Source organism: Paenibacillus sp. FSL R5-0908 (assembly GCF_038006245.1).
GTDB classification, from domain to species: Bacteria; Bacillota; Bacilli; order Paenibacillales; family Paenibacillaceae; genus Paenibacillus_AQ; species Paenibacillus_AQ odorifer.
The window spans coordinates 7,330,590-7,353,738 of the sequence record NZ_JBBOUV010000001.1 but is presented as its reverse complement, the minus strand read 5'-3'; the positions used below and the strand labels follow the sequence as shown (position 1 = coordinate 7,353,738).

The window sequence follows — 23,149 nt, the reverse complement described above, 5'->3', positions numbered from 1 at the left end:
GCCCTCCTTTAATAAAATAATGAAGAAACGAAACCGCTTACATTTAGGGTCATCTCTATTCTATCGAATATAATAATCAGCTAAAAGGTACAATTATTTTTGTTCTAACCCAATTTTTTGGCTTTTGATTATTTATAGCGCTGTGTCACGGTACTTTTCCTCGCTGTCGTGCTTCCGGCGCATCATTTGCCGGTATTCTGTGGGCTGCATGTCCATGACATCCCGAAATGACCGTGTAAAACTTTTGTAGCTTTCATACCCTACCATGGTGGCTACCTCTACAATTTTATGATCGGTTTCGGCCAGCAGCCGCCGGGCTTTATCCAGGCGCACATCGCGCAAGTATTCTGCAAAGCCTTTGCCGATATTTTTTTTGAACAGGTTAGAAAAATAGGCATAATTAAGCGACACGTGGTTCGATACCATCGCGAGATCCAGGGGTTTATGATAGCTTTCGTGTATAAAGCGTATGGCTTCATTCAAATCTTGCGAGTTGCGATAGCTGCACTTATATTCATAATAAAATTGGTTCAGCCGAAGCAGCTGTTGTTGCAGCGCCTGAATATAATCGCGAATACCCGGATAATCGAATAGATTACGTAAACATTCGATGTCCAGCGCTTCTTCCCCCATGTACGGGCGGATTACACGCACAGATTCCTCCAGCATCTGTACAATGGCACGGCATAGCTGCTGTGTGTATTGGATGTGATAACGTTGCAATGTATCTTTGTGAAATATCATAGAAATGCCTTGGGTGATTGTACCGCTGTTTTTGGTGCCGATTAACTGGAACAGGGCATATAACTCCTCATAGGGAAGCTCCCACTGCTGCTCCAGTCGCTCAATATGTGTTGGCAAGATGCAGCTCTTCTCTGGAAACAGGTAACTGTGGCGATAGAGCTCTAGCGCTTGTGTATAGCTGCGGGGCAACTCCTTCAATCCTTGCTGCGGGCTGGTCATGGCAGTAATGGCATCTATCTGTCCTGCTTTGAGGGCGGCCGGGAAGGCTCCCGTATCTACGGCCGCATCAACCGCGAGAATCAGGTACGGGCGGTGTTGCAGGCATATACACCCTCGTCTGCCATACACACGGTAGGCAAGGGATTCCATACTGTGGCTACTGTCGGCCCCCGGTTGGTTAATCCATAATTCCTCCCGCAGCAGACACAGGCGGTAATTACTCCACAACTCTGGATTCTGTTGCTGGGTCTGGAGAACCCACGCTTCATCAATCATTGCACCCTGCATGAACATACTCAGTTCTTTGCGGTCTGTCTCCCGGGCGCGGCGGGAGATATGCTCCATATTACGCGAGAGCGCCTGCCGTGTTTTTATCTCATTTGCTACATGTTCTACTGCGGTTTGCAGATCTTCACGTTTCACAGGTTTGAGCAGGTAGCCTTTTGCTCCAAGTTCGATGGCTTTTTGAGCATAGGCAAAATCACTATAGCCGCTAATAATCAGGTAATCTACCTCAATATGCTCCTGTTTGCTCTTCGCCATCAGCGTCAGTCCATCCATATCGGGCATCCTGATATCAGTAATCACCAGTTGGATGTTGTGCTGACTCAATATATCTAAGGCTTCAATTCCGTTTACTGCACAGTAAATATTGTCCAGCTGCAGCGGAAATTGGCGCAGCATCGCCTGCAGCCCATCACGAATGTGCTTTTGATCGTCCACAATTAGAATATTGATCATGCCCTACCATCCTCCAAGATTCACATTTTCCCAAGGCAAACGTATGGTTACACAAGTATAGGCACCCTGCACACTGTCAATCCAAAGACCGCAGTTCTTACCATAATGAAGCTGTATGCGCTTATGCACGTTCTCCAAGCCCAGTCCGTTTTTGCTGGTAACAATCGGTGAATCTGAGTCGCCCCGCAGCACAGCCTGCAGACTGGACAGCATTTCCGGGTCAACACCTGCGCCATCATCTCGTATCTCAATTAGCAGAAGGCTTTCATTTTCTACCGATACGGTAATATGGATACGTACGCTGCCGCCCGAGGGCGCTGCATGATGAACGGCATTTTCGACGATGGGCTGCATGCACATTTTAGGAATTGTATAACGCAGTACCTCCTGCGGGAGATCCGCCGTCAACTCAATGCTGCTACCCTCCATAAAGTTTATGAATCGGACATAGCTGTGTATGTTGGCAAGTTCTTCGCTAAGCGCAACCGTATCGCTGCGCCATTGCATGCTGTATCGCAGTTGTGAGCCTAAAGACACCAACGCTTCGGCGATAGCGGGCTGTCGCTGAACCTCCGCGAGCATACGGATGGATTCCAGCGCGTTATATAAAAAGTGTGAATTGATCTGCGAATGCAGCGAGTGCAGCTGTGCATTTTTGGCAATCAGCTGCTTATCTACCACTTGGGTCATCAAATGTTTGATTTCGTCCAACATATTATTGTAGCTGACGGCCACCTCGTCGATTTCGTCACCGGTTTCGTTTTTATCCAGGCCGGTATCAATTTTCGCATCCAGTTGGCCTTGCCGCACCTTGCGCATAGAAGCCAGCACCCTGTCGAGCCGGCGGAAAATGCGCCGAGTGGTATGTGAAACGAGCAGTAACATTAGCAGCAATACACACAATGTGATCGCTACTACGAGCAAATACCAGCTTCGTGGGCCTTTCATCAGCGCTTGATGAGAGGCAATATCCACTACATAGGCGTTCAGTGGGGCGATGTAGCGATACAACGCGTAGTAAGTATGGTCGCCTACCTTGACCTTAATGGGGCTACTCTGCTGCAGCACATCCAGCCGCTGGTGAATGCTACCTAGAATGTTATCCAATTCCTCACCGGCATTTTGTGAAAAGATATGCTCAGGATTGTATACAGATCGGGAAGAGTCGGCTCCATCCATCACTACAGAAAAGAAATCCCCCCCGCTATCCTCAAGCAGGTCACTGAAAAAGACGCTATGCTGGGCGCGGATTTCCATAATGGTAGGGAGTTTCTGCTGTTGCCCCTGAAGGCGTACCAGCCGGTAATAGGATAGCGTATGCTCCCCATCTTTAAAAGCAAATAAGCGGTATGCCGCACCGCCTTCCTCCCGAAGTGTCACCCAGTAGTCCTTCGGCCAGAACTTGTCATAATGGTAGATTTCAGGCCAAATCTCAAATAGGTTTGGATTATCGACATAGAAACTGAGCTCGCTGATCATCTCGTAGCTTTGAATGATATTATGCATTTGCTCAAATTGATTTTGTCTAAATTTTACGAGACGCAGGCCATCCCCGCGCATATTGGAGTGAATAAAATCTACAAATGCCTTTTGATTCAGCGCAGTAGAGGAAGCGTTCTCAATAATGCCCATTTTGCTGCGCAGCTGTTCGTTAATTCTTGAGACATGGCTGCTGCCGGTAGCCATAGCGTCCTTGTATAGCTGACTTTCCTGTGTGCGGATAAATAAAAAGGATACCACAATCGCAGGGATGGCAATCATCATGCTAAAAGCCAGAAACAACTTTTGGGAGATTCGGGAATTACGGTACAGCTTCCTCATTTTAGTCAGCAGATACTTCATTTAAGTAGCCTCCTACCCTTGTAATATACCATATATTACAAACTGCCCGGTAGGTAACTAGGCTGTTTTGTTAAATGGTTAAAGAAGCGAAAAAGGGAATACCGGCCACCCTTTCGGTGGCCGGCAGCAATCTTAATACGGGCATTATTACTCTGCCATTTTGGATTTTCGCACATCCAGTTCAGCCTGGCGGTATTCCATCACCTTGCCAAAGTTGTAATTCTCGCGGCGGTCAAGGAAATTGTCGAAGATTTTATCAAATTCAGCCTCATTTTTGGCTGTAATTAGCTCAGGGAGTACTTCCTCCCAATTTTGCGAAATACGGGACCAGGCTACCGACACATCAGAATCGCCCTGTGGGTCTAAGCCCTTATAGATACCGCTATCAATATCGGCCTGCTTATTGGCGAAGTCTTCCATTTGCTTAATGACAGGAGATTTCTCCGGTCTCCACTGGTTGACGATTACAGGGTTTCGCATCATCCAATAGGTATCCATGATGCCGTATTCTTTCTCCAGCTTCTCAATATCAGTGTCGAGTAATTTTACCATTTCAGGCTTCAGTTGCGGCTTGCCATCTACCATCTCCCATGTTTCGCCTTCCTTGCCAAGGAATAAATCTCGCTGGCCTTCTTCGCTGGCCAGATAGGTCAAAAAGCGGATGGCTCGTTCAGGGTTTTCGGTTGATTTGCTAATCATCGTCACCATCCAGCCGTCCATGTTGCCAGGGAATAACTTAGGGTTATCGCCCTTGCTGTTCTTTGGCCCATCGACTGCGATGTAGTAAGAATCCGGGTTGCCGCTAGCAGCCAGCATAGGATTGACAGCCGACATACCGGTCCACTCGCGGACCATCATGAAATAGCGGGCGTTGTTTGTTTTTTCCTCTACCTGAGTATCGGAATCCACCAGGAAATCCACATTAATCAACCCGCGCTCGTAAGCCGTACGGAAGGTTTTTAGCCAGGCAATATAATCGGGATCGGTAATGCGGTCGTATACTTTTCCGTCTTTCTCATGCGGAACGGCCAGTAGGTTCTGCAGATATTCGGTCATCCCGTAAGGGACGTTCCCTTGTGCAAAAAAGGGACTGATGGGCTGGCCTTTATATTGGGAGTACTTATCCTTTACCAGTTGCAGTGCGTTCAGAAAGCCCTCTGGAGTGCTAAGGTCCGGGCTGCCCATCTCCTCATACAGATCTTTCCGCACCAGGAAAGTCTGGTTGGCGGCCGTCATGCCAGTTTCATGCATCAGGTTGGGGCTATATGAATCATTCGGAACGCCATAGGTATTGCCATTTTCTTGACGATACCACTTCAGTGTACCGTCCCCGGCCACCTTGAAGAAGTAAGGATCATACTTGTCAGCTAATTCATTTAAGGCGTAGACATGATCGCCTTCCCACAGCTTTTTGACAGCGGTTTCCCACGAACCCATTGATATCAAGTCTGGCAGCTTGCCCGAGGTCATCATCAGGGTAATATGTTCATTGGCTTCACCGGAAGGTACTTCAAGCTTGATGTTTACGCCTGTTTTTTCCGTTACGTACTTGGAGGTCAAGCTGTCTCCCCAAGTGTGGGCATACCAGTTAGCACCTACGAACCAGGTCAAATCAACAGGGCTGGTATCCAGCTTCCATGCCGGATCATCGGGATTGAGCTTTGCTTCACTCGGCGGCTGTGTACTATCTGTAGGCTGTGATGTCGGCTTATTTTCACTATTCGCTGAATTGGAACACGCGGCTATGCCTAGCATCAGGCTTGCGGCCAGAACGAGGGTCAACCCCGGCTTAATGAGATTGCGTTTCATGACATAATCATCCTTTCTTTGCTGCTTCTGAATTTTTGTATACCAGTTTCTAGACACTCACACTCTTATCCCTTGATGGCGCCAATCATCACGCCTTTGACCAGATAGCGTTGAATGAAAGGATAGACTATCAGAATAGGCAGTGTGGCCACCATCATGGATGCAAATTTAATAGAGTTGCCGGGAAGTCTTGCGCCGAATTGCGCCATAGCTTGCTGCTGCATGAAGGACATAGAGTTCTCCGCAATGATTTTGTACAGCATGGTCTGCAGTGGCAGTAATTCCTGCGAACGGATGTAGATGACCCCCTGGTAATAATCATTCCAATGATAAACGGCTGAAAAAAGCGATATAGTCGCAATGACAGCCATGCTATTGGGCAATACGATTCTGAACAGGACGCCATAGTCTGAAGCACCGTCTACCTTCGCAGACTCCTCCAGGCTATCGGGTATGGTGCGGAAGAAGCTCATGAAAATGACCATATTAAAAAAAGTGTACATAGAGGGAATGATGAATATCCAAAAATTATCATATAAGCCCAGCTTCGTCATCAGAATAAATGTAGGGATCAGCCCGCCTGAGAACAACATCGTAACCAATGCGATTTTAAGATACAGCTTGCGTCCGATCAGATTAGACTTGCTCATTCCGTAAGCAATAATGGCGGTAAACAACACATGCGTTGCTGTCCCGATCACTGTGCGCAGAGTGGTAATGTAAAAACCGTTCATCATTGTCTTATCATTGAACACAACGCTATAGCTGGCCAGCGATAATTCTTTGGGAAACCAGTTGACGGTGCCCAGGGATGCCTGCTGCGGCGCATTAAGCGAGTTAATGAATACAAACCACATCGGGTACAGTGTTAAAAAGCAAACCGCCAGCATCAGCAGGGTGTTGCAGACCTCAAATACTCCAATTTGCCGAAATCTTTTGCGTCTTTCCATACCTCTGTCCTCTCCCTTCTAAAAAATGCTGTCGCCGGTTAGTTTTTTGGATGTGTGATTGGCCAAAAACAACAAACCTAGCGCCACAATAGAGCGGGCGAACAGGACAGCTGTTGAGAAGGAATGGCGCCCGGAGACCAACCCCATATTGTAGATATACAAGTCTAGGCTTTCCGCCATCCTCATGTTCATATTGTTCTTCAACATAAAGATCTGCTCAAAGTTACTGCCGAGTATCCCGCTGACAGCGAGGATGAACAAAATAGCGATGGTGGGGCGTATGCTCTGAATGGTGATATGCCACATCCGCTGCCGCCGGTTTGCGCCATCCAGCTCAGCCGCTTCGTACAGCCCCGGATCAATGCCGGATATTGCCGCTATGTAGATAATGGCGCTCCAGCCGGTTTCTTTTAACGTATCGGTGAAAAAGGTGATCCACCAAAAGTACTTAGGGTCGCTGTTAAACAGGATTTCGCGTTCCTGGAGCCCGATCGCCATCATCAACTGATTGATCACACCGCCCTCGCCCAGCCAATTGAGCGCAATGCCGCCAAAAATCGTCCAGGCAATAAAGTGCGGCAGGTACGAAATGGTTTGTACCGTTCGCTTAAATCGAAGACTCCGTATTTCATTCAGCAGCAAGGCAAACAAGATAGGAATGGGAAAACCCAGGACCAGCTTGATGCTGCTCATCCCCAGAGTATTGCGAATCGAACGCCAAAAACGCTCATCCGTCAAAAAATCCTGGAAATGCTTCAGCCCGACAAACGGTGATTCTAGTAAGGGTTTGGCGATGCTGTAGTCCATAAATGCAATAATGAGCCAAAACATAGGGATATAACAAAAGATAAACATCCAGATGATTCCCGGGATAACCATGCTTTGCAATTGCCACTGCTTAAAAAGCGCTTTCATTTGTTCCGTTCTGTATTGGAACATTTTCCGTGCCCCCTTTCTATTTCATCGTATGAAAAAGCGTATAGGAAAAAAAGCCCATGATTATCGACCCTATCCCATTTTTTTAGATTTGTTTGACCAGCCGCAAAAATTAAGTATGCTGTGATTAAATGAAGGGAGTGTGCAAAGGATGAATAAACCTATATGGGAACAGAATTTCTTAGATAGAAATGCCGATTTGAAGCTATGGAATATCCGCCTTGGCAACGACTTATTAGATAATGAAGGTAATCCCATAGACCCAGGTTGGGGCAACGGAGAACAGCAGTATTACACGGATCATTCCAGCAATCTGTACATCGATGAATTTGGCCTAAACCTATGCGCACGCAGTGAATCCATTGGAAAGGATGGGCGCAATTTTGCATATACCTCGGCTCGTTTGGATACAAAGGACCATTTTTCCTTTTGCTATGGGAAGTTAGTTGTGCGAGCAAAGCCGCCGGTGGGGCAAGGGGTTTGGCCTGCCATCTGGTTGCTTCCGCAGGAACAGGCGTATGGACCTTGGCCAGCTTCCGGCGAGATTGATATCATGGAAGCCAAAGGCCGCTTGCCTCAGCAAATATCCGGAACACTGCACTACGGAAAGGATTGGGAACATCAAATCGTCGAGGAGTTCTCGCACCATTTTGAAAGCGGAACCATTAATGAATTCCATGATTATGCACTGGAATGGACCGCCAGTTCGATACGATGGCTGGTAGACGGACATTGCTTTGCCGAGCGTTGCTTGGAGCCAGGCGTTATGCCCTTTAACGAGTCATTTTATCTGGTGCTGAACCTTGCAGTGGGCGGCTGGTATGACAATGTAGCGGTTGACGAGGCTGCCCTGCCAGCGGTGATGACGGTTTCAGGGATATGGCTGTACCCATAATTAAGAATCTTTGTGAGGTTATATTATCGATTTTCAATACCTACATCCCATCTGGTAGAATAGGGAAAACCATATTTCTCTATATTCTAGCAACTTGATTATAAGCTTGGGGAGGTAGACCATGGACAAAGAACTAATCGCACAGCTGACACAGTGGCATGAAGATGATGAACACCAGAAGATTGTAGACACTCTGATGGAGATTCCTCCAGCGGACAGAGATTACGAGATGGTCAGCAGTCTGGCAAGAGCGTATAACAATCTGGAACGTTATGAAGAAGCCCTTGAACACTTCGCGAAGATTGCGGAACAAGGGCAGAATGATTATCTGTGGCATTTTCGTGTGGGATATTCCTACTATTATTTGAATCGATATGAGGAAGCAGTGAAAGTGCTGGGTATTGCCCACGACCTCGATCCGGATGATGAGAATACGGCCATGTTTTTGAAATTCAGCCAGCGTAAGCTACGCAAAGAACAACACGCCGCAGCCAGACAGGCAATCAGAGAGCAACATAATGATTCGGGGACGACTGCAACTCCTTTTGAAGGGATGGACCTCTCCGAATTTTGGAAAGATAGCGATTATGCGCTAAAAGAATATGTTTCTGCCCCGCCTACGGATGAGCTGATTACTTCTGTAGAAGAAGAACTGGGTTACAAGCTCCCTGCCTCTTATATCAGTCTGATGAAGCAGCACAATGGGGGAGTGCCTTATAATACTTGTTTTCCCACGGAGGATGCGACCTCATGGGCTGAGGATCATATTGCGATTACGGGCATTATGGGCATCGGACGTGAGAAAAGCTATTCACTCTGCGGCGATCTCGGCAGTCCGTTTATGATTGAGGAGTGGGGATACCCTGACATTGGCGTGGTAATTTGTGATTGCCCTTCGGCAGGCCATGATGTCGTGATGCTGGATTACCGGAACTGCGGGAGGGGCGGCGAACCCGAGGTAATTCATGTGGATCAGGAAGATAATTATGAGATTACGTTTCTGGCCCCAGACTTCGAGACGTTTATACGCGGCCTGGTGAGTGATGAGGAATACGACACCTCTGAAGAAGATAAAGAGGAGGATTTGCGCAAAGTAGCCGTAGGCCAATTCTCACCATTGCTTGCGAAGCTGTGCAGCCATGTGTCTGAGGTAGATCAGCTTGAGCAGAAGATCCGTAAAGTCTGTACCCGAATCGTTGAAGAGAAGGGACACTTCTCCTTTCATGCGGATGAGCTTTCTACTCTGATGTACGATGTGCAGTTCTGGCTATACACAAGTTCTTATCCAAATACAAGCCGTCAACAGTATCTGGATGTATATGAAGAAATGATTGCTTTTGGCGGCGAGTTCGGCCAAGGCGGATATGCTCCCGGCTGGATCAGCGATTGGCTGGATGGCCGAATACGGGAAGGACTGATCGTTCAGGAAAACGGCGTGCTTTGCTTCACAGATCAAGCCCGCTCTGAGGTCATTGCACGGCTGGAAGCGGAAGCTGCAAAATAGGAGACGTTGATTCGGGATTTATTTCCTCGCGGAGCTCGATTGATCACGATAGTATTTAAGGGTCATCCCACAAAGGATGGCCCTTAAACTTGCCGTTTCAGACAGTCACTCCGCATAATAAGCAAAAAAAATTAAAGCGCTTACTCGTGAATTGTTTATATAAAAATGTAATTATTAACATTTTTCGACAACATTCACCTTACTTTTACATGGTAGTTATGATATATTCTGGGCGAATATGGATAACAAAAAAGAGAAAGGGGAATGAGTATGGAAGCATTGGTGTGGACATCCAATCATAAGCTGGAGCTCTGCGAATGGGAAGAGCCGCAGATTGCAGCACCGGATGAAGTCAAGATCCGGATTGAGATGACAGGTGTATGTGGAACAGATTTAGCAGTCATCACCGGGAAAGAGGAGGGGGTTCCAGGGGTCATTCGTGGTCATGAGGCAGTAGGGACTGTAATTCAAATCGGCAGCAACGTTGATCGTGTTAAGGTAGGCGACCGCGTAGTTATCGATCCGAATCAAAGCTGTGATGAATGCTATTTTTGCTTGAAGAAACAGCCGCACCTCTGTACGGGCATCGATGGAAATGGGATGCCTATTGCGGGTTTGAATCGAAATGGGACATTCACTTTTTTTTACTCCACTGCACAAACGTTTGCACACCGTCTTCCCGATCATATGAGCTGGGAGACGGGGGTTTTGATTGAGCCGCTTGCCTGTGTACTGCACAATTTCAAAGAAGCCAATGTCACAGCAGACGACAAGGTGCTCATTCTTGGATCGGGTCCAATGGGACTGTTAAGCCAAATTGTGAGCAAGTCGAAATCTGCGCTCACGGTAGCGACTGAAGTTAATCCCTATCGGCTAGCTTTTGCCAGAGAGATCTCAGATTTTGCTTTAACCCCTGCCCAATTAAATCAAGCTATCGTAGACAAAATCTGTGCGGGACATAAGTTTGATGTGATTATCGATACGGTGGGCACTCAACTCGAAATGGCGGAAAAGTGGATTGAACGTGGAGGCCGCATCGTTCCTTTTGGTATTAATGCGAAGTATCGCTACACCTTTTCCCCTACTAAATTCGTGCAGCATGCAATAAAAATTATAGCAGCAGGTGAATACCGCTACATGTTCGAGGAAGCTTTGCGGTTTGCCGCTGAAACTCCTGAAATGGAGAAACTAGTGACTAGAAAAGTTAAGCTCAGTGAGCATGAAGCAGCGATAGACGAGTTGATCGGCTATGAATTGAACTCTTTGAAGGTGGTTGGAAGTGAAACCGTTAAGACGGTTTTTGTTCCCTAAACGTAAAACTACATTCAATGAGAGGTGGCACTGTTAATGAGCAACGACAGCAAATTCAGATTAATTCAAGACTACTTGTCTGCACACAAGGCCAAAGACGTAGAGCCAATTTGGATACCCGCAGTGTGGAATGAGTGCCAATATGAGCGTGTTCTCTTAGAAAAAGAGGGTGAAATTTGTGTACACCCGTATGATTTTTTGACAGATCATTTGAATTATGTGGACAGGCTTTCGTGGAGATATCTGCTTAAGGAACGTACAAATCTGGACGATAGCGCGATCTATTCTTCGCTTATTCGCTATTCGACCGCTTGGGATTACAACCATGACGGAAAAATTGAATCGGGTACTTTTTTAAGATTCTTTATGCTTCTGCCGCTGCTAAAGAAAATGGGCATCAATATTCTGTACATGCTTCCAGTTAACCAGTATAGCAAATTGAATCTGAAGGGGGATATGGGGTCCCCTTACGCGGTGCAATCGTTATTCCATTTGGACGAGAACCTGCATGATAGCCTATTGGATGATATGGAGGAGTTTACGATTCATGATGAGCTCAGCGCTTTGGTAGAGGCTTGTCATTTACTTGATATTAAGACTGTTGTTGATTTCATTCCCCGTGTGACGGCGAAAAACAGTGTGTTCATTACCGAGCATCCTGAATGGGTGTATTGGATCAAAATGGACGAATTAGAAGGCTTTGCGCCGCCCGCAATTCCCCAGCTTGGATTTTTTGAGGAGTGTACGCCGGACAAATTGGAGACGGTCTACCGCAGCCAGGAGACAGCAGTATTTCTGCGGAAGTTCACGCCACCGCCCAATGAACTTCATCCAATCCTTTGGCAGCACTTGAAAGAGAAAGCTGCTAAAACAGGGGATGAGCTATTAACTTTGGTGGAGCAAGAGATGGGGATAACGACTGCTCCAGCGCATTCGGATTGGATAAATGATGTGCAGCCGATTTGGACAGACATTACGTTCTTACGTCTCTACAAGGATTTCTCTCCGCAAGTGAGACATCTTATAAGTCCGGATCAGGCGCCATATGTCCTTTTTGATACGATTAAATGCAATGACTACCCGGGAGAGGAGCCGAATCTGGAGCTGTGGGATGTTCTGGAGGAGGCAGTACGGGTTAATCTCGAAAAATATGGGATTGACGGCTTCCGCATCGATATCGGACACGTGCTACCTATTCCGTTGTTGACTCGTATTTTTGAAACGGTTAAAGAGATGAATCCCAATGCGATCTTAATCAGTGAAGATTTGTTCAATCGCAACCACAAGAAGGCAGCAAACACCGGCTATAACATTATGCTTGGCAGTGGATGGAACGTCATGACACAAATTACTAAAGAGAATCTCGTTTCATTCTTAGAAGAGCTGCCTGAGTTAAATATTCATGTATTTGCCTGTGCAGAAACAGCAGATACTCCTCGGATCACCAGCCGTGGCGGTGTAGAGGTTGCTCGGATGATCGCGGTATTTAATCAATTTCTTCCGAATGCAATTCCATACGTGACGACGGGTTATGAAATGAATGAGGAGCAGCCGCTCAACTGTGGTCTTGGAGATAACACGAATGGTGAGGAGATTTCCCGAGCTTTTTTTAACGTTATGCAAATTAACTGGACCAATCCTACACCGATGCTGCCGCTGTTGGCAGAGCTAAGTGAACTCAAGAAAGATTGGCGCCACCTAGTGAAGCCGGAAAACTTTTTCGTGGCTCAATCCCCGGAAGGTATTGTTTTGTACGGGTATATGCAAGGGGATGAGACGCTGCTGTGCTGCTTTAACTTGAGTGCTGATGCTTTCTGCCAAGTTGATTTGAAGGTAGCCGTACCTGGCCGATGCCCAATGACGGTAACACTGGATAGTTCCTTAACGGGTAGCAGCGTAGGTCAGGCGTTGGACTGCTTGCTGCTTGCGCCTAATCAGGCTTTAGTGCTCGTAAACAATCATAGACAATTTAGGTAAGGGAGAGAGGCTGCAATGGAAAAAAACACTAAGGAAGTCGTGGTATGGCATGAGTTTGATGGTCCGGGAGATACCTCGATTGAGGTGCTGGAGGGAATTTGTAAGCTGTATACAGAGCGCTTTGGGGTACAAATTACGCCACAAGTCATGAATATTACGGAGCTGACTGCGCGCCTGAACCAAATTAAGGATACCCAGCAAGGTCCGCATCTGGCGATGGTTCCTGCCGACATGTCCTCCTATGTTGAGAACGGTCTTTACTCCGAAGTGCCGGGCGGGCTATTAGGCGATACGCTGACTGAGGGGGCCCTTTCAACGATGCAAATGAATGGTGTTCAGTATGGTATACCGGTATTGCGGGGCAATCATCTGGTTGTGTATTACAACCCGTCGATTTACCCTAGTGCGCCGACGACATGGGACGTGTTCGAAGAGGCAGCAGAAAGGTTATCCGCCCAAGGTATCGTACCGATTGGAGCAGACTTACAGCAAGGCTATTGGTTTATTCCGTTCCTCACAGCTTTCGGCGGCTGGCCTGTACAGAATGGAAAGCCGAATATCGTCACCTCTGAAATGAAGCATGCGCTTCAGTTTATTAGCGACAAGATGGATCAAGGCGTGCTCGTTAGTCTCGACGGCTCTACAGGACTGCTTGAGCAGTTCATTGACGGTAAGATCGGCGCCATTATTTGTGGCGAGTGGATTTATAACCATCTAGATAAGCATATGAACAATAGGCTTGCGGTTTGCCAGCTTCCGAGCATCGAAGGACGGCAATCGTTATCCATGTCTTCTTCTATCGGCCTGATCTACCCTAATCATTCATTAACGTCTGAGGAGCGGGAAGATATTTTATCATTCACACGCTTTATGCTGAGTGACGAATGCCAAACTATGTGGACGCTGGGTGTACAGCGGATTCCGGCTCAGGAAGAGGTGCTAAACCGTTTAGCTGCCTCTGCTTCGCCTAACAAAAAGATGATTTTATCGCTTTTGGATCATTCACGGCCGATGCCGACTTATCCCTTCATGATCCATGTATGGGAGGCGTTAAATGCGGGTCTTATTGAGCTGCCCCTGAGCAATCCTGAACAAGCATTGAACAAAATAGAACAGACTATTCAAGCCTCTTGGGGTGCATTTAAAAGCTAATTAGAGATGGGGAGAGCCAAATGAAAACAACGATATTCAGCCAAATTTCTATTGATGGAAAGCTCACTATGGGCGCTGGTAATTCGAGTAAAGAGCTTTTTTCTTTATTTTCCAGTGAGGATATGGAATTTATTCATCTATTCCGGGGGAAGGTGCAGGGAATTATGGTCGGCAAAAATACAATTTTGACGGACAATCCCTTCCTTACTAATCGGTATGAGGAGAATAAAAATCCAATTCGTATCATTCCGACAACTACTTTGGATATTCCGCTAGATTGCAATGTACTCTCAGACCAAGGGAAGACAATTATTGTCACGACCGAGAAAGGACGGGATGAAGAAAAAATCAAACAGATCCGGCAAAGAGGGAAGGAGTGCCTTATCTGCGGCGAGGATAAAGTAGATTTTGTGGAGCTTGAACGTCAGTTGGAGGAGAACTATGGGATTACCAGTCTGATGGTCGAAGGCGGCGGATTCTTAAACTGGCATATTTTCAATCAGGATATCGTCGATGAGATTATTCTAATGCAGCTTCCAATCATCATAGGCGGCTCCACAAACATTACTTTAGTGGATGGAGACGGGTACCAGCAATTGAACTTTGCGAAAAAGTTCAAGGTTGTAGAAATTCAACCAAAAGATAACTACACGCTCATGCGCTACAAAAAGGTGATCTAACCTCACACTAAGTCATAGACTGCGAATGGGAATGAGTTCGGGAAAAATCGAGAATATGGGGGTTGTGAACGATACATGTCAGAGAAAGAAGATTTCTACAAAAGTGTGTATAAAATCGCTGTGCCCGTAACGCTTCAAAGCTTGCTGATGGCGTTGCTTAATTTGACGGATCAATTGATGGTCGGGCAGTTGGGAGATGTGGCAATTGCCTCGGTGGGGATGTCGACCAAAATATACGGGATCATCGCGGTTGTCTTGGCCGGTTTATCGACGGGTGTATCCATATATGCAGCCCAGTTTTGGGGAAATAAAGATTCCAAAAGTGTCTCTCAAGTACTGGGTCTCGGACTGATCACCGGTTTTGCGTTCTCGTTCCTGTTCTCTGCGGCTGTCTTTATCGATTCGCCGCTCTTTTTGAGCCTATTCACTACAGACGTGAATGTAATAGATGAGGGGTATATCTTTCTCCAGATAATGTCGATCGGTTTTGTGCCTGTCATGCTCACGATGATGTATTCCGCGATTTTACGCAGTACTGGCCATGCCAAGTGGCCGATGTATGTAAGTCTAATTGCAGTTGGCTTGAATATTATACTGAATTACGTACTTATTTACGGTCATTTCGGTGCTCCTGCGCTTGGCCTGAAGGGCGCTGCCATTGCTACTCTTATTTCTAGAGTCTTCGAATGCTTGTTGATCATTGGTGCCGTGTACCGCTATCGTTTACCGGGAGCTGTCGGGTTAAAGAACTTATTCATCGTTCCTAAACCGCTCATCCGCAAGTTTTTTGGAACGACCTATCCGCTGCTGTTGACTGAATTGATCTGGGTATTGGGTGAAACAGCATATGCGGTCATTTATAGCCGTATGGGGACGATGGAAATGACTGCGATGACCATTACTTTCCCACTTCAGGGTCTTTGCATTGGTTTATTATCGGGGCTGGCTAGTGCAGCAGGGGTAATGGTTGGCAACCGTTTGGGTGCGAATGAATCTGATATCGCACTCGATCATGCGAAACGGTTCATTCGTCTAGGCATCATTATCTCTCTGATCGTCGGGGTTATCATTGCGGCAGGCTCGAAGCTGTATGTCTCTGCTTTCAATATCTCCGAGGATGCTAAACAAATGAGCATGTATATCGTTATCGTGTTTGCTGGATTTCTTTGGGTCAAAGTATCCAATATGATTATAGCCGGCGGTATTCTAAACAGCGGAGGAGACAGCAAGTTCGTATTCGGCATGGAGTCTACCGCAACTTGGCTGATAGGTGTCCCATCCGGGCTGTTGCTGTCATACATTTGGAAGCAACCTGTCTACCTTGTGTATCTCGTCATCTCGCTGGAGGAGGTTGTCCGCTTTGGCTTCGGCTACGCCCGGATTTACTCCCGTAAGTGGATGAGAAATTTAGTTAGCGATCTGGCTGAAAAAGCTATGTAATGTAGGACCTGATTGAATCGCTCAAGGCTCCCGTGTATTCCCGATAAGGGGATGCATCGGGAGTTTTTTTAACTACCGATATGATTTTCATAAAGAAAAAGATGGAAAAGGACTAACCCATAAAAGATGATGTTCTAAACCTTGCGATTACGGACAGCGCGGTGAGCCATATCATAAGTAGGGCGAGAAATCTTGGTGGGCAAAATTGGAGGGTATTTTAAGGAGAGCCGTCTATTTCTATTTTACTTACGTTGCTTACGTCTTCTGAGATAGGACCGGATCACAAATAGCGCTACTAGAGCAATAATGGCGCTAATGGTAATAGACCTTGTTAGGTGATTACTATCGTCCGCATAATACGCGGAAGTAAGGGTTTCCGACCCGTCCTGCTCGTCATCGGAAGAGTCGTTCTGCATCGTCTGCAACACGTCTATTAAATGTTCTGGGGTTTGAGGCTCTAAATTAGTGGTTAGTCCTTTGGCTTCTGCCGATGAGGCTTGTTGTGGAACAATGATAAGTTCCTGATTGTCTTTCTTGAAGGCAGCTATATATTCGTCGCGCTCACGGATTAGTGTAGGCTCACTCCCTTCAACCTCAGCTTGTAGAGATTGAATAGTATAGGCCAAAGTATCAGGATTCCCTCCAAACTCAGTAACTTGATAAGACCCGTTTGAATCCTTTTGAATGATCATTTTAGATTTGGGTATCCCGCCCGATAAAATAAGAAACTCCCAGATCTCTTGGGGTGTGACCGTTTCAATCAGACTATTGGAAGCCTGCCTAAGCTTAGCGCCATCAATAAAATGAATTTGCATTCCTTCGCCTACGGTAATTTTACTAATCTCTGCTTCATTGCTGTAACCGTATCCTTTAGGGTCTTTAGAAAGCCCTTCTCTAATCAATGTTAATCCTTCTTTATTCGCAAAAGAAATAACATCTTCAGCTACGGCCTGAGCCCATGCAGGCAAGGGAAAAGTCAGAAATAATAAAAATAAAGCTATGGTTAACAACAGCATTTTCTTAATGGGAAGCCCTCCTGAAAAATATTTGCTGAAGCCATGAAGTCCCCATCTCCAGGTTCTATCGTAGTTTAAATTTACCACATATTAACTTTTGTTTGAAGTTTCAATGGTTTTATAAATCTAAAATAGTCTATGGACTGTTCAACAAATTTTGTGAGTGCTGCGGAGGTGATTTTATAGGATCAACTCCGCAAGACGATGAATGCCTTGCTCAATCGCTGCCTCATCTACTTTTGCAAACCCTAATACCCATCCTTTTCTTTTGCTATCCAAACAATAGGGCCCAAGAGGGTACACACGTATTCCATGTTGTAGGGCTAACTTTGTCACAGTTTCTTCGTCGAATGTTTCCTCAGCTTCTAATAACATATGTAATCCAGTTTCTACTCCACTGAGCGTGAAGCGCTCCCCTAATCCGCTAGCCATAATAGCTTTTGCCATGACCTCGTGTCTTCGCCGGTACACATTTCTGACTCTTCGCATATGGCGCATAAAATGACCATTTTTAATGAAGTGGGTTAGTGTTAGCTGATCCATAATCGGAAGATGACGGTAAGTCAGTTCCTGCACCTTCGCTAGCTGAGCAATTGCCTCGACTGATCCAACAATAGCCGAAATACGAATGCCTGGTGCAATCATTTTAGAGAAACTCATGAGGTACAAAGTATTATTAGATGCCTGACTAAACAGCGTTGGCAGCGGCTCCCCGCGATATCGAAATTCACTATCATAATCGTCTTCAATGATCCAAAATCGTTCTTGAACGGCCTTATGCAGCAATTGTTGCCGGCGGGGCTCCGACATAACGACCCCTACTGCGCACTGGTGGGAAGGGGTGGCAAAGACCAGTTTGGATTGCGGGTGAATATGCTCAACCACTAGACCATACTCATCAACAGGAACGGGTACCACATTCATACGTCGGTATTTCATTGCCATCCAAGCAGCTGGGAAACCTGGATCCTCTACTGAGACAGTGTCCCCATCAGCTAAAAGTGACTGTGCGATTAAGTCAATACTATGCTGAGCTCCTGAGGTCAACAGAATCTGATTGGTTTGGACATGTATGCCCCGTTCAAGTGATAAATAACGCTGTATTTGCTCACGTAATGGTGTGTACCCGTAGCAGTTACCGTAAGCCCAGCTTGATAAATCCATTTCAGCGGATGCCTGAAGCAGCGATTGCCGCCAGTTTTTTTGAAATTGTTCATCCAAATAGGGTTCATGGGGACTGAAATCAATATCCACTTCTAGCGGTTCTTTACCCCTGAACCAGTCATGTAATTGATCAACAGCTGAGTCTAGCAAGGACAGTGAAGGAGGTATGGGGCCCTCTGTTTCTATCTCCTTCGTTGATATAGTGACTTGCTTCCATGTACTAACTCGCGTCCCTCCCCGGCGGGAGGTAACTGTATAACCCCGGCTTAACAATTCCTCATAGACGATCTGTATAGTTGAGCGGGAGACACCTACGATGTGCGCAAGTTCGCGGGTAGGAATCAGTAGTTCTCCTGGTGCCCAGACTCCGCTAGTAATATTATGGATCGCTTGATCAAGCAATTGCTGCCAGATGGGTCTCTTATCATTACGAATTACTTTCATCATCGTACATACCTCCAAATAGAAACGCCAATCATAAAAAGCGATTTATGGATTGCTCTAAACAGCGAATTATGGATATTTTAATGCAATCCATTCATTGATATACTACCGTAACAACGCTGGTATCCGCAATTTAAATAAAAGGAGAGATTCGATATGAATTCGGTTCGTTACAAGACCAGGGAATGCCTAGATCAAGAGAAGATTGAAAGGTTCCTTCACCAAACGAGATTAGGTTATCTGGGGTTGGTTGATGGGAACCTCCCTTATGTTGTGCCACTTAATTATGTATGGACTGAAGGGAAACTGTATATTCACGGGGCTGGAGATGGAAGACGTAATCAGGTCATGCGTGATAATCCGGAGGTATGTTTTACGGTATGTGAGGAATACGGAACTATTACAGATCCGGTACCAGCCAAAACGGATACAGCTTATATGAGCGTAATGATATTTGGACAAGCAGAACCGATTTCAGATTTGGATGAAGCCACACATGTACTTCAGGAATTGATCAATAAATACGTACCGGGTTATTATAATCGCCCCTTGTCCAAGCAGCATGTGGAAAAATATAGATCGGCTGTATTTGGCGGTCCGGTTCAAGTTTATCGGGTAATTCCGCATCATATCACGGCAAAAGAAAGTCCAATTGAAGCAGAAAAAATGTATAAAAGGGGCATGGGTACTGGACGAGATGTTTAATCAATAAATACTGTTACAAGCGGAGTTACTCCAATTCCGCCTTTGGTAACGTATGCAGTCTTGCTTAACTTATTCGCCCATTAAAGCTCATCTTGGGTTTTCTTGCCCAAATAGGCGATGAATCTCACCTGTCATCAACACAATATCTGGCTGTAAACCATTAATACGATCAACAATTTTTGTGAGAACCTGCACATCTTTTACGCAGCCCAAATGTAGCTGCTGATCAGCACAATATTTAAATGATCTAATGAAGTGATTTTGCTTATTTAGGTCGGATAAGTATCCTATGCAATAGTTCCTTAACTGACCTATAAAGTTAACAATATTTGAATCAATTGTTATAGCTGAAGAGTATACAGTAGATATTGTATATTTCTCTTAAATAGAGCGTTCATAAAATTGGCCTCAAAATGATATGTAGAACCGTAATACAAAGAAGGTTAATTTTTTTGTGCCCTAGAACTAATTATAAAATATCGCAGATCATAATTTAATATGTCCATTCAGATTTTTGTCGAAAATTCCGATAAGAAACTATACCTATATAGAAAGGCGTGAAGTTATGGAGGTCCGCTATTTTAGAGTTTCTGAAAAAAAAGAATTGATGCAGGCTATACATTCGGTATGGGCAAACAACCACATATTAAGCAGAGATGAAAAGCTGCTCAACTATATGTTTTATGACAATCCAGCAAAGCAATATTGGGTTAATTCAGAAGAATATAGTTTTTTAGGAGCATGGTACGATAATAAAATCGTGGGTTTGTTAGGTGTTATGCCATTTGAAGTGAATAATAAAGGGAATATGGGTGTTGGATGCTCCTTGACGAATTGGATCGTACATCCCGATTACAGAAATACAGGGGCCGGTTTTGCGCTATTTCAAAAGGTCAAAGATCATAATCCCGAAATGATCCTATCTCTAGGTATTAACAGCACTGTGGCCAAATTATATAAGAAAATGAAGTGGGATGTCCTTGATAATGTACCTAGGTGGATAGGAATCGTCAATAAGCAGAAGACGATTGACAAAATGTTAAACGGAAATGAATTTCCATTAAGATATTGGAATGAGCTTAAGCCCTTATCCACAAGTACTAATTATCGAATTTCTGGTCAAATTAATGAAGAACGCTGGGATGAATTTTATAGTCGGTTTTTTTCGAAAAAAACCATTGGCTTTTCAAGGGATTTTAAATTTATTAAATGGAGGTACTTAGACCATCCTCAATTTAATTATCAAATTTTAACATGCGTTGATAAGGATGATAATTATAAAGGCCTAGCTATCGTTCGTATTGAATCGATATTTAACCAAACTGAACGAATTGGACGAGTCGTAGAATTCATTGCAGAGGATCAGGACAGTTCCGTTCTACTTGCCAATGCAATCTGTGAATTGGATCGTGACGTATTGTTTTTTGAATTCTATTGTTTTTCAACCGTCAGTACGTGGGGTCTGGAATCTATTGGTTTTAAACGAATTTTAGATAGTGCAAATGACTCTCTCGTAGTACCTACAAGATTCCAACCATTAGATTTAAAAATTACAAATATGATTGCAGCATTCTCGGTACAGTCTACGATTGTAAACCAACTTAATTATGCTAAGGAATCTTGTTTCTATATCACTAAAGGCGATTCCGACCAAGATAGACCCAATTAATCTAAACAAGGAGAAAAAAATGGAAGATATATCCATAATGTATCACTATGTGAGGGCAAAAGATTGGAAAGGGATTAATCCGTTAGAACCTAGAAAATTCGCAGAACAGATAGACATTTTACATAAATCTTATGAAATTGTTAGTCCGGAAGATCTACAAAAACCCGTTGGATTAAAGCCTAGGTGTGTATTAAGCTTTGATGATGGAACCAAAGATCAATATACAAATGCATTTCAGATAATGAAGAGCAAAGGAGTTCCCGGATATTTCACAGTAATGTCTGGTCCATTGAAGGAAGGAGTAATTCCTGTTTTTCATTTAGTACATATCCTGCTTTCCAATCATTCAGATGAAGAAGTCTGGGAAGATTTAAACAAGTTATATGATTTAAAAGAAGTACCGAAATTATCAGGAATATATAATTATGAACAAAATATTTACAGAAGATATAATAAGTATGCACTTAATTTCTTTTTAACTGAAAGTCAATCTAAGAATTATCTGACGGATAAGGCTTTGAAAATATTTGGTTCGAGTGAAAATCTTATTGATCAATATTATGTGAACAAAGAAGAATTTATGGAAATGAAGAACCAGGGAATGACGATAGGTGTTCATAGTTGTAACCATAATTCGTTTTTTGGCGATGGAGAAGAATTTTATAAATTGGAGATTGAACCCTGCGCTCAATTCCTGAAAAGTGAAATGAATATTACTCCTAATTGGTATACTCCTGCTTTTGGGGGGGGCAACAATTATAAAGAAATGTTTCGAGCTTTAGAACCAATATTGAAAGAAAATGGCTATAAAGGTGCTTTTGCTACGACACCAGGTAAGAATAAGGGGTTATCAAATTTTTGGTTGAATAGATATGATTGTATAAATGTTCCACCATTTAAACCGATAGGGGATTGAATAATCATATCCAAATGGAGGTGCCAGTATGGTTGTGATTAAAGGGATTGAGTACTATCTACCAGAACAAACTGAATTGAATAATAGTGGGGATAAGCTCACGGCTAAAATTGGCATTAATCAAAGGCATATTGCAAAAAAAGATGAATTTGCATCAGACTTGGGAATAGCAGCGGCAAATATATTATTCGAAAAGAATAATATAAGTCGGACAGACGTAGATTATCTAATATATTGTACACAGTCACCTGAGTATTATTTACCAACAACTGCGTGTATTCTTCAGGATAAATTGGGACTTTCTACATCTATTGGTGCACTTGATGTTAATTTAGGATGCTCTGGATATGTTTATGGATTATCTTTGGCAAAAGCACTAATCCAAACAGGACAAGCGAAAAATGTGTTATTTATTACGGCAGATACTTATAGTAAATTTATTAACAATCAAGATCGGAGTGTAAAGCCACTCTTCGGTGATGGAGCAACTGCAACTCTACTGTCTGAGAGCAGTAGCATTTATGGTTTACAATCTTTTGTATTTGGTACCGATGGAACTGGTATGAATAATTTAATAGTTCCAGCAGGCGGTCTCAGAAATCCAATTTCAGAATTTAATTTACAAGAGGAAACTGATTCATTCGGGAACGTCAGATCAAATAGCAATTTATATATGAATGGTCCGGAGATTTTCAACTTTTCTTTGAGAGAGGTACCCAAGTCCATTAATGAATTAATGGAAAAAGAAGGTTTTTCTATAGAGGACTATGATTTCTTTGTTTTTCATCAAGCAAATCAGTTTATGCTAGAGTATTTACGAAAGAAGTTAAAGATAGAAAGCCACAAGTTTTCCATACAAGTTAATGATTGTGGTAATACAGTATCATCATCCATTCCTATTGCACTTAAAAGGGAATTGTTAAATGGAAAGATAAAAAAGGGCGATAGAGTTATGATGGTGGGTTTTGGAGTCGGTTATTCTTGGGCAGCTACTTCCATCGTGTGGCATGAATAATACATTTTAGGAGGATTATA

18 protein-coding genes are annotated in these 23,149 nt (G+C 44.3%); 11 read left to right on the top strand and 7 right to left on the bottom strand.

The window, feature by feature from the left end; translation table 11 throughout:
• Nucleotides 1-132: 132 nt before the first annotated feature.
• From MKZ09_RS33590 to MKZ09_RS33570, 5 genes are all read right to left on the bottom strand, one after another.
• Nucleotides 133-1,704 carry a response regulator transcription factor gene (locus tag MKZ09_RS33590; protein ID WP_076202212.1) on the bottom strand — a complete coding sequence of 524 codons (1,572 nt, stop codon included), beginning with the start codon at nt 1,702-1,704 and terminating at the stop codon, nt 133-135.
• Nucleotides 1,705-1,707: 3 nt separating this feature from the next.
• A complete protein-coding gene (locus MKZ09_RS33585; RefSeq protein ID WP_076202210.1) occupies nt 1,708-3,546 on the bottom strand; it encodes a sensor histidine kinase in 1,839 nt (612 codons plus the stop codon).
• Nucleotides 3,547-3,693: 147 nt separating this feature from the next.
• On the bottom strand, nt 3,694-5,412 hold the full coding sequence (locus tag MKZ09_RS33580; RefSeq protein ID WP_143766618.1) for an extracellular solute-binding protein: 1,719 nt from the start codon (nt 5,410-5,412) through the stop codon (nt 3,694-3,696).
• An 8-nt stretch (nt 5,413-5,420) separates the two neighbouring features.
• Entirely contained in the window at nt 5,421-6,305 is an 885-nt protein-coding gene (locus MKZ09_RS33575; protein ID WP_038573901.1) for a carbohydrate ABC transporter permease, read from the bottom strand.
• Between the two features lie 18 nt (nt 6,306-6,323).
• The gene (locus MKZ09_RS33570; protein ID WP_076124267.1) at nt 6,324-7,244 is read right to left on the bottom strand and encodes an ABC transporter permease; all 921 of its coding nucleotides are present in this window, start codon (nt 7,242-7,244) and stop codon (nt 6,324-6,326) included.
• Between the two features lie 148 nt (nt 7,245-7,392).
• Between MKZ09_RS33570 and MKZ09_RS33565 the strand changes: the two genes are divergently transcribed.
• The 7 genes from MKZ09_RS33565 to MKZ09_RS33535 all read left to right on the top strand — a co-directional run bounded on the left by MKZ09_RS33565 (nt 7,393) and on the right by MKZ09_RS33535 (nt 16,200).
• Nucleotides 7,393-8,136 carry a glycoside hydrolase family 16 protein gene (locus MKZ09_RS33565; RefSeq protein ID WP_076202208.1) on the top strand — a complete coding sequence of 248 codons (744 nt, stop codon included), beginning with the start codon at nt 7,393-7,395 and terminating at the stop codon, nt 8,134-8,136.
• A gap of 121 nt (nt 8,137-8,257) precedes the next feature.
• The gene (locus MKZ09_RS33560; protein WP_076132875.1) at nt 8,258-9,640 is read left to right on the top strand and encodes an SMI1/KNR4 family protein; all 1,383 of its coding nucleotides are present in this window, start codon (nt 8,258-8,260) and stop codon (nt 9,638-9,640) included.
• A gap of 264 nt (nt 9,641-9,904) precedes the next feature.
• Nucleotides 9,905-10,951 carry a zinc-dependent alcohol dehydrogenase gene (locus MKZ09_RS33555; protein ID WP_232061488.1) on the top strand — a complete coding sequence of 349 codons (1,047 nt, stop codon included), beginning with the start codon at nt 9,905-9,907 and terminating at the stop codon, nt 10,949-10,951.
• Between the two features lie 36 nt (nt 10,952-10,987).
• Entirely contained in the window at nt 10,988-12,928 is a 1,941-nt protein-coding gene (locus MKZ09_RS33550) for an alpha-amylase (protein ID WP_081394184.1), read from the top strand.
• 15 nt (nt 12,929-12,943) lie between these two features.
• On the top strand, nt 12,944-14,080 hold the full coding sequence (locus MKZ09_RS33545) for a sugar ABC transporter substrate-binding protein (RefSeq protein WP_341041787.1): 1,137 nt from the start codon (nt 12,944-12,946) through the stop codon (nt 14,078-14,080).
• Between the two features lie 20 nt (nt 14,081-14,100).
• Nucleotides 14,101-14,760, top strand: a complete 660-nt coding sequence (locus tag MKZ09_RS33540; protein ID WP_036682374.1) for a dihydrofolate reductase family protein — start codon at nt 14,101-14,103, stop codon at nt 14,758-14,760.
• Between the two features lie 75 nt (nt 14,761-14,835).
• Nucleotides 14,836-16,200 (top strand): MATE family efflux transporter, encoded by a 1,365-nt coding sequence (locus MKZ09_RS33535; RefSeq protein WP_076132870.1) that lies wholly within the window; start codon nt 14,836-14,838, stop codon nt 16,198-16,200.
• Between the two features lie 242 nt (nt 16,201-16,442).
• Here MKZ09_RS33535 and MKZ09_RS33530 read toward each other — a convergent pair whose 3' ends face one another.
• A complete protein-coding gene (locus MKZ09_RS33530) occupies nt 16,443-17,303 on the bottom strand; it encodes a hypothetical protein (protein WP_143767293.1) in 861 nt (286 codons plus the stop codon).
• A 93-nt stretch (nt 17,304-17,396) separates the two neighbouring features.
• Nucleotides 17,397-18,827: a MocR-like pyridoxine biosynthesis transcription factor PdxR gene (gene pdxR, locus MKZ09_RS33525; protein ID WP_076132866.1), complete on the bottom strand. Its 1,431-nt coding sequence runs from the start codon at nt 18,825-18,827 to the stop codon at nt 17,397-17,399.
• A gap of 153 nt (nt 18,828-18,980) precedes the next feature.
• On the opposite strand from pdxR, the gene MKZ09_RS33520 reads away from it, so the two are divergent.
• The 4 genes from MKZ09_RS33520 (at nt 18,981) to MKZ09_RS33505 (ending at nt 23,129) form a co-directional block, all read left to right on the top strand.
• Complete coding sequence (locus MKZ09_RS33520) at nt 18,981-19,529, top strand: pyridoxamine 5'-phosphate oxidase family protein (protein ID WP_076105129.1); 549 nt, start codon at nt 18,981-18,983, stop codon at nt 19,527-19,529.
• A 565-nt stretch (nt 19,530-20,094) separates the two neighbouring features.
• On the top strand, nt 20,095-21,198 hold the full coding sequence (locus MKZ09_RS33515) for a GNAT family N-acetyltransferase (RefSeq protein WP_076202202.1): 1,104 nt from the start codon (nt 20,095-20,097) through the stop codon (nt 21,196-21,198).
• Between the two features lie 19 nt (nt 21,199-21,217).
• A complete protein-coding gene (locus tag MKZ09_RS33510) occupies nt 21,218-22,114 on the top strand; it encodes a polysaccharide deacetylase family protein (protein WP_076202200.1) in 897 nt (298 codons plus the stop codon).
• A gap of 28 nt (nt 22,115-22,142) precedes the next feature.
• Nucleotides 22,143-23,129, top strand: a complete 987-nt coding sequence (locus MKZ09_RS33505) for a 3-oxoacyl-ACP synthase III family protein (RefSeq protein WP_076202197.1) — start codon at nt 22,143-22,145, stop codon at nt 23,127-23,129.
• Nucleotides 23,130-23,149 lie beyond the last annotated feature (20 nt).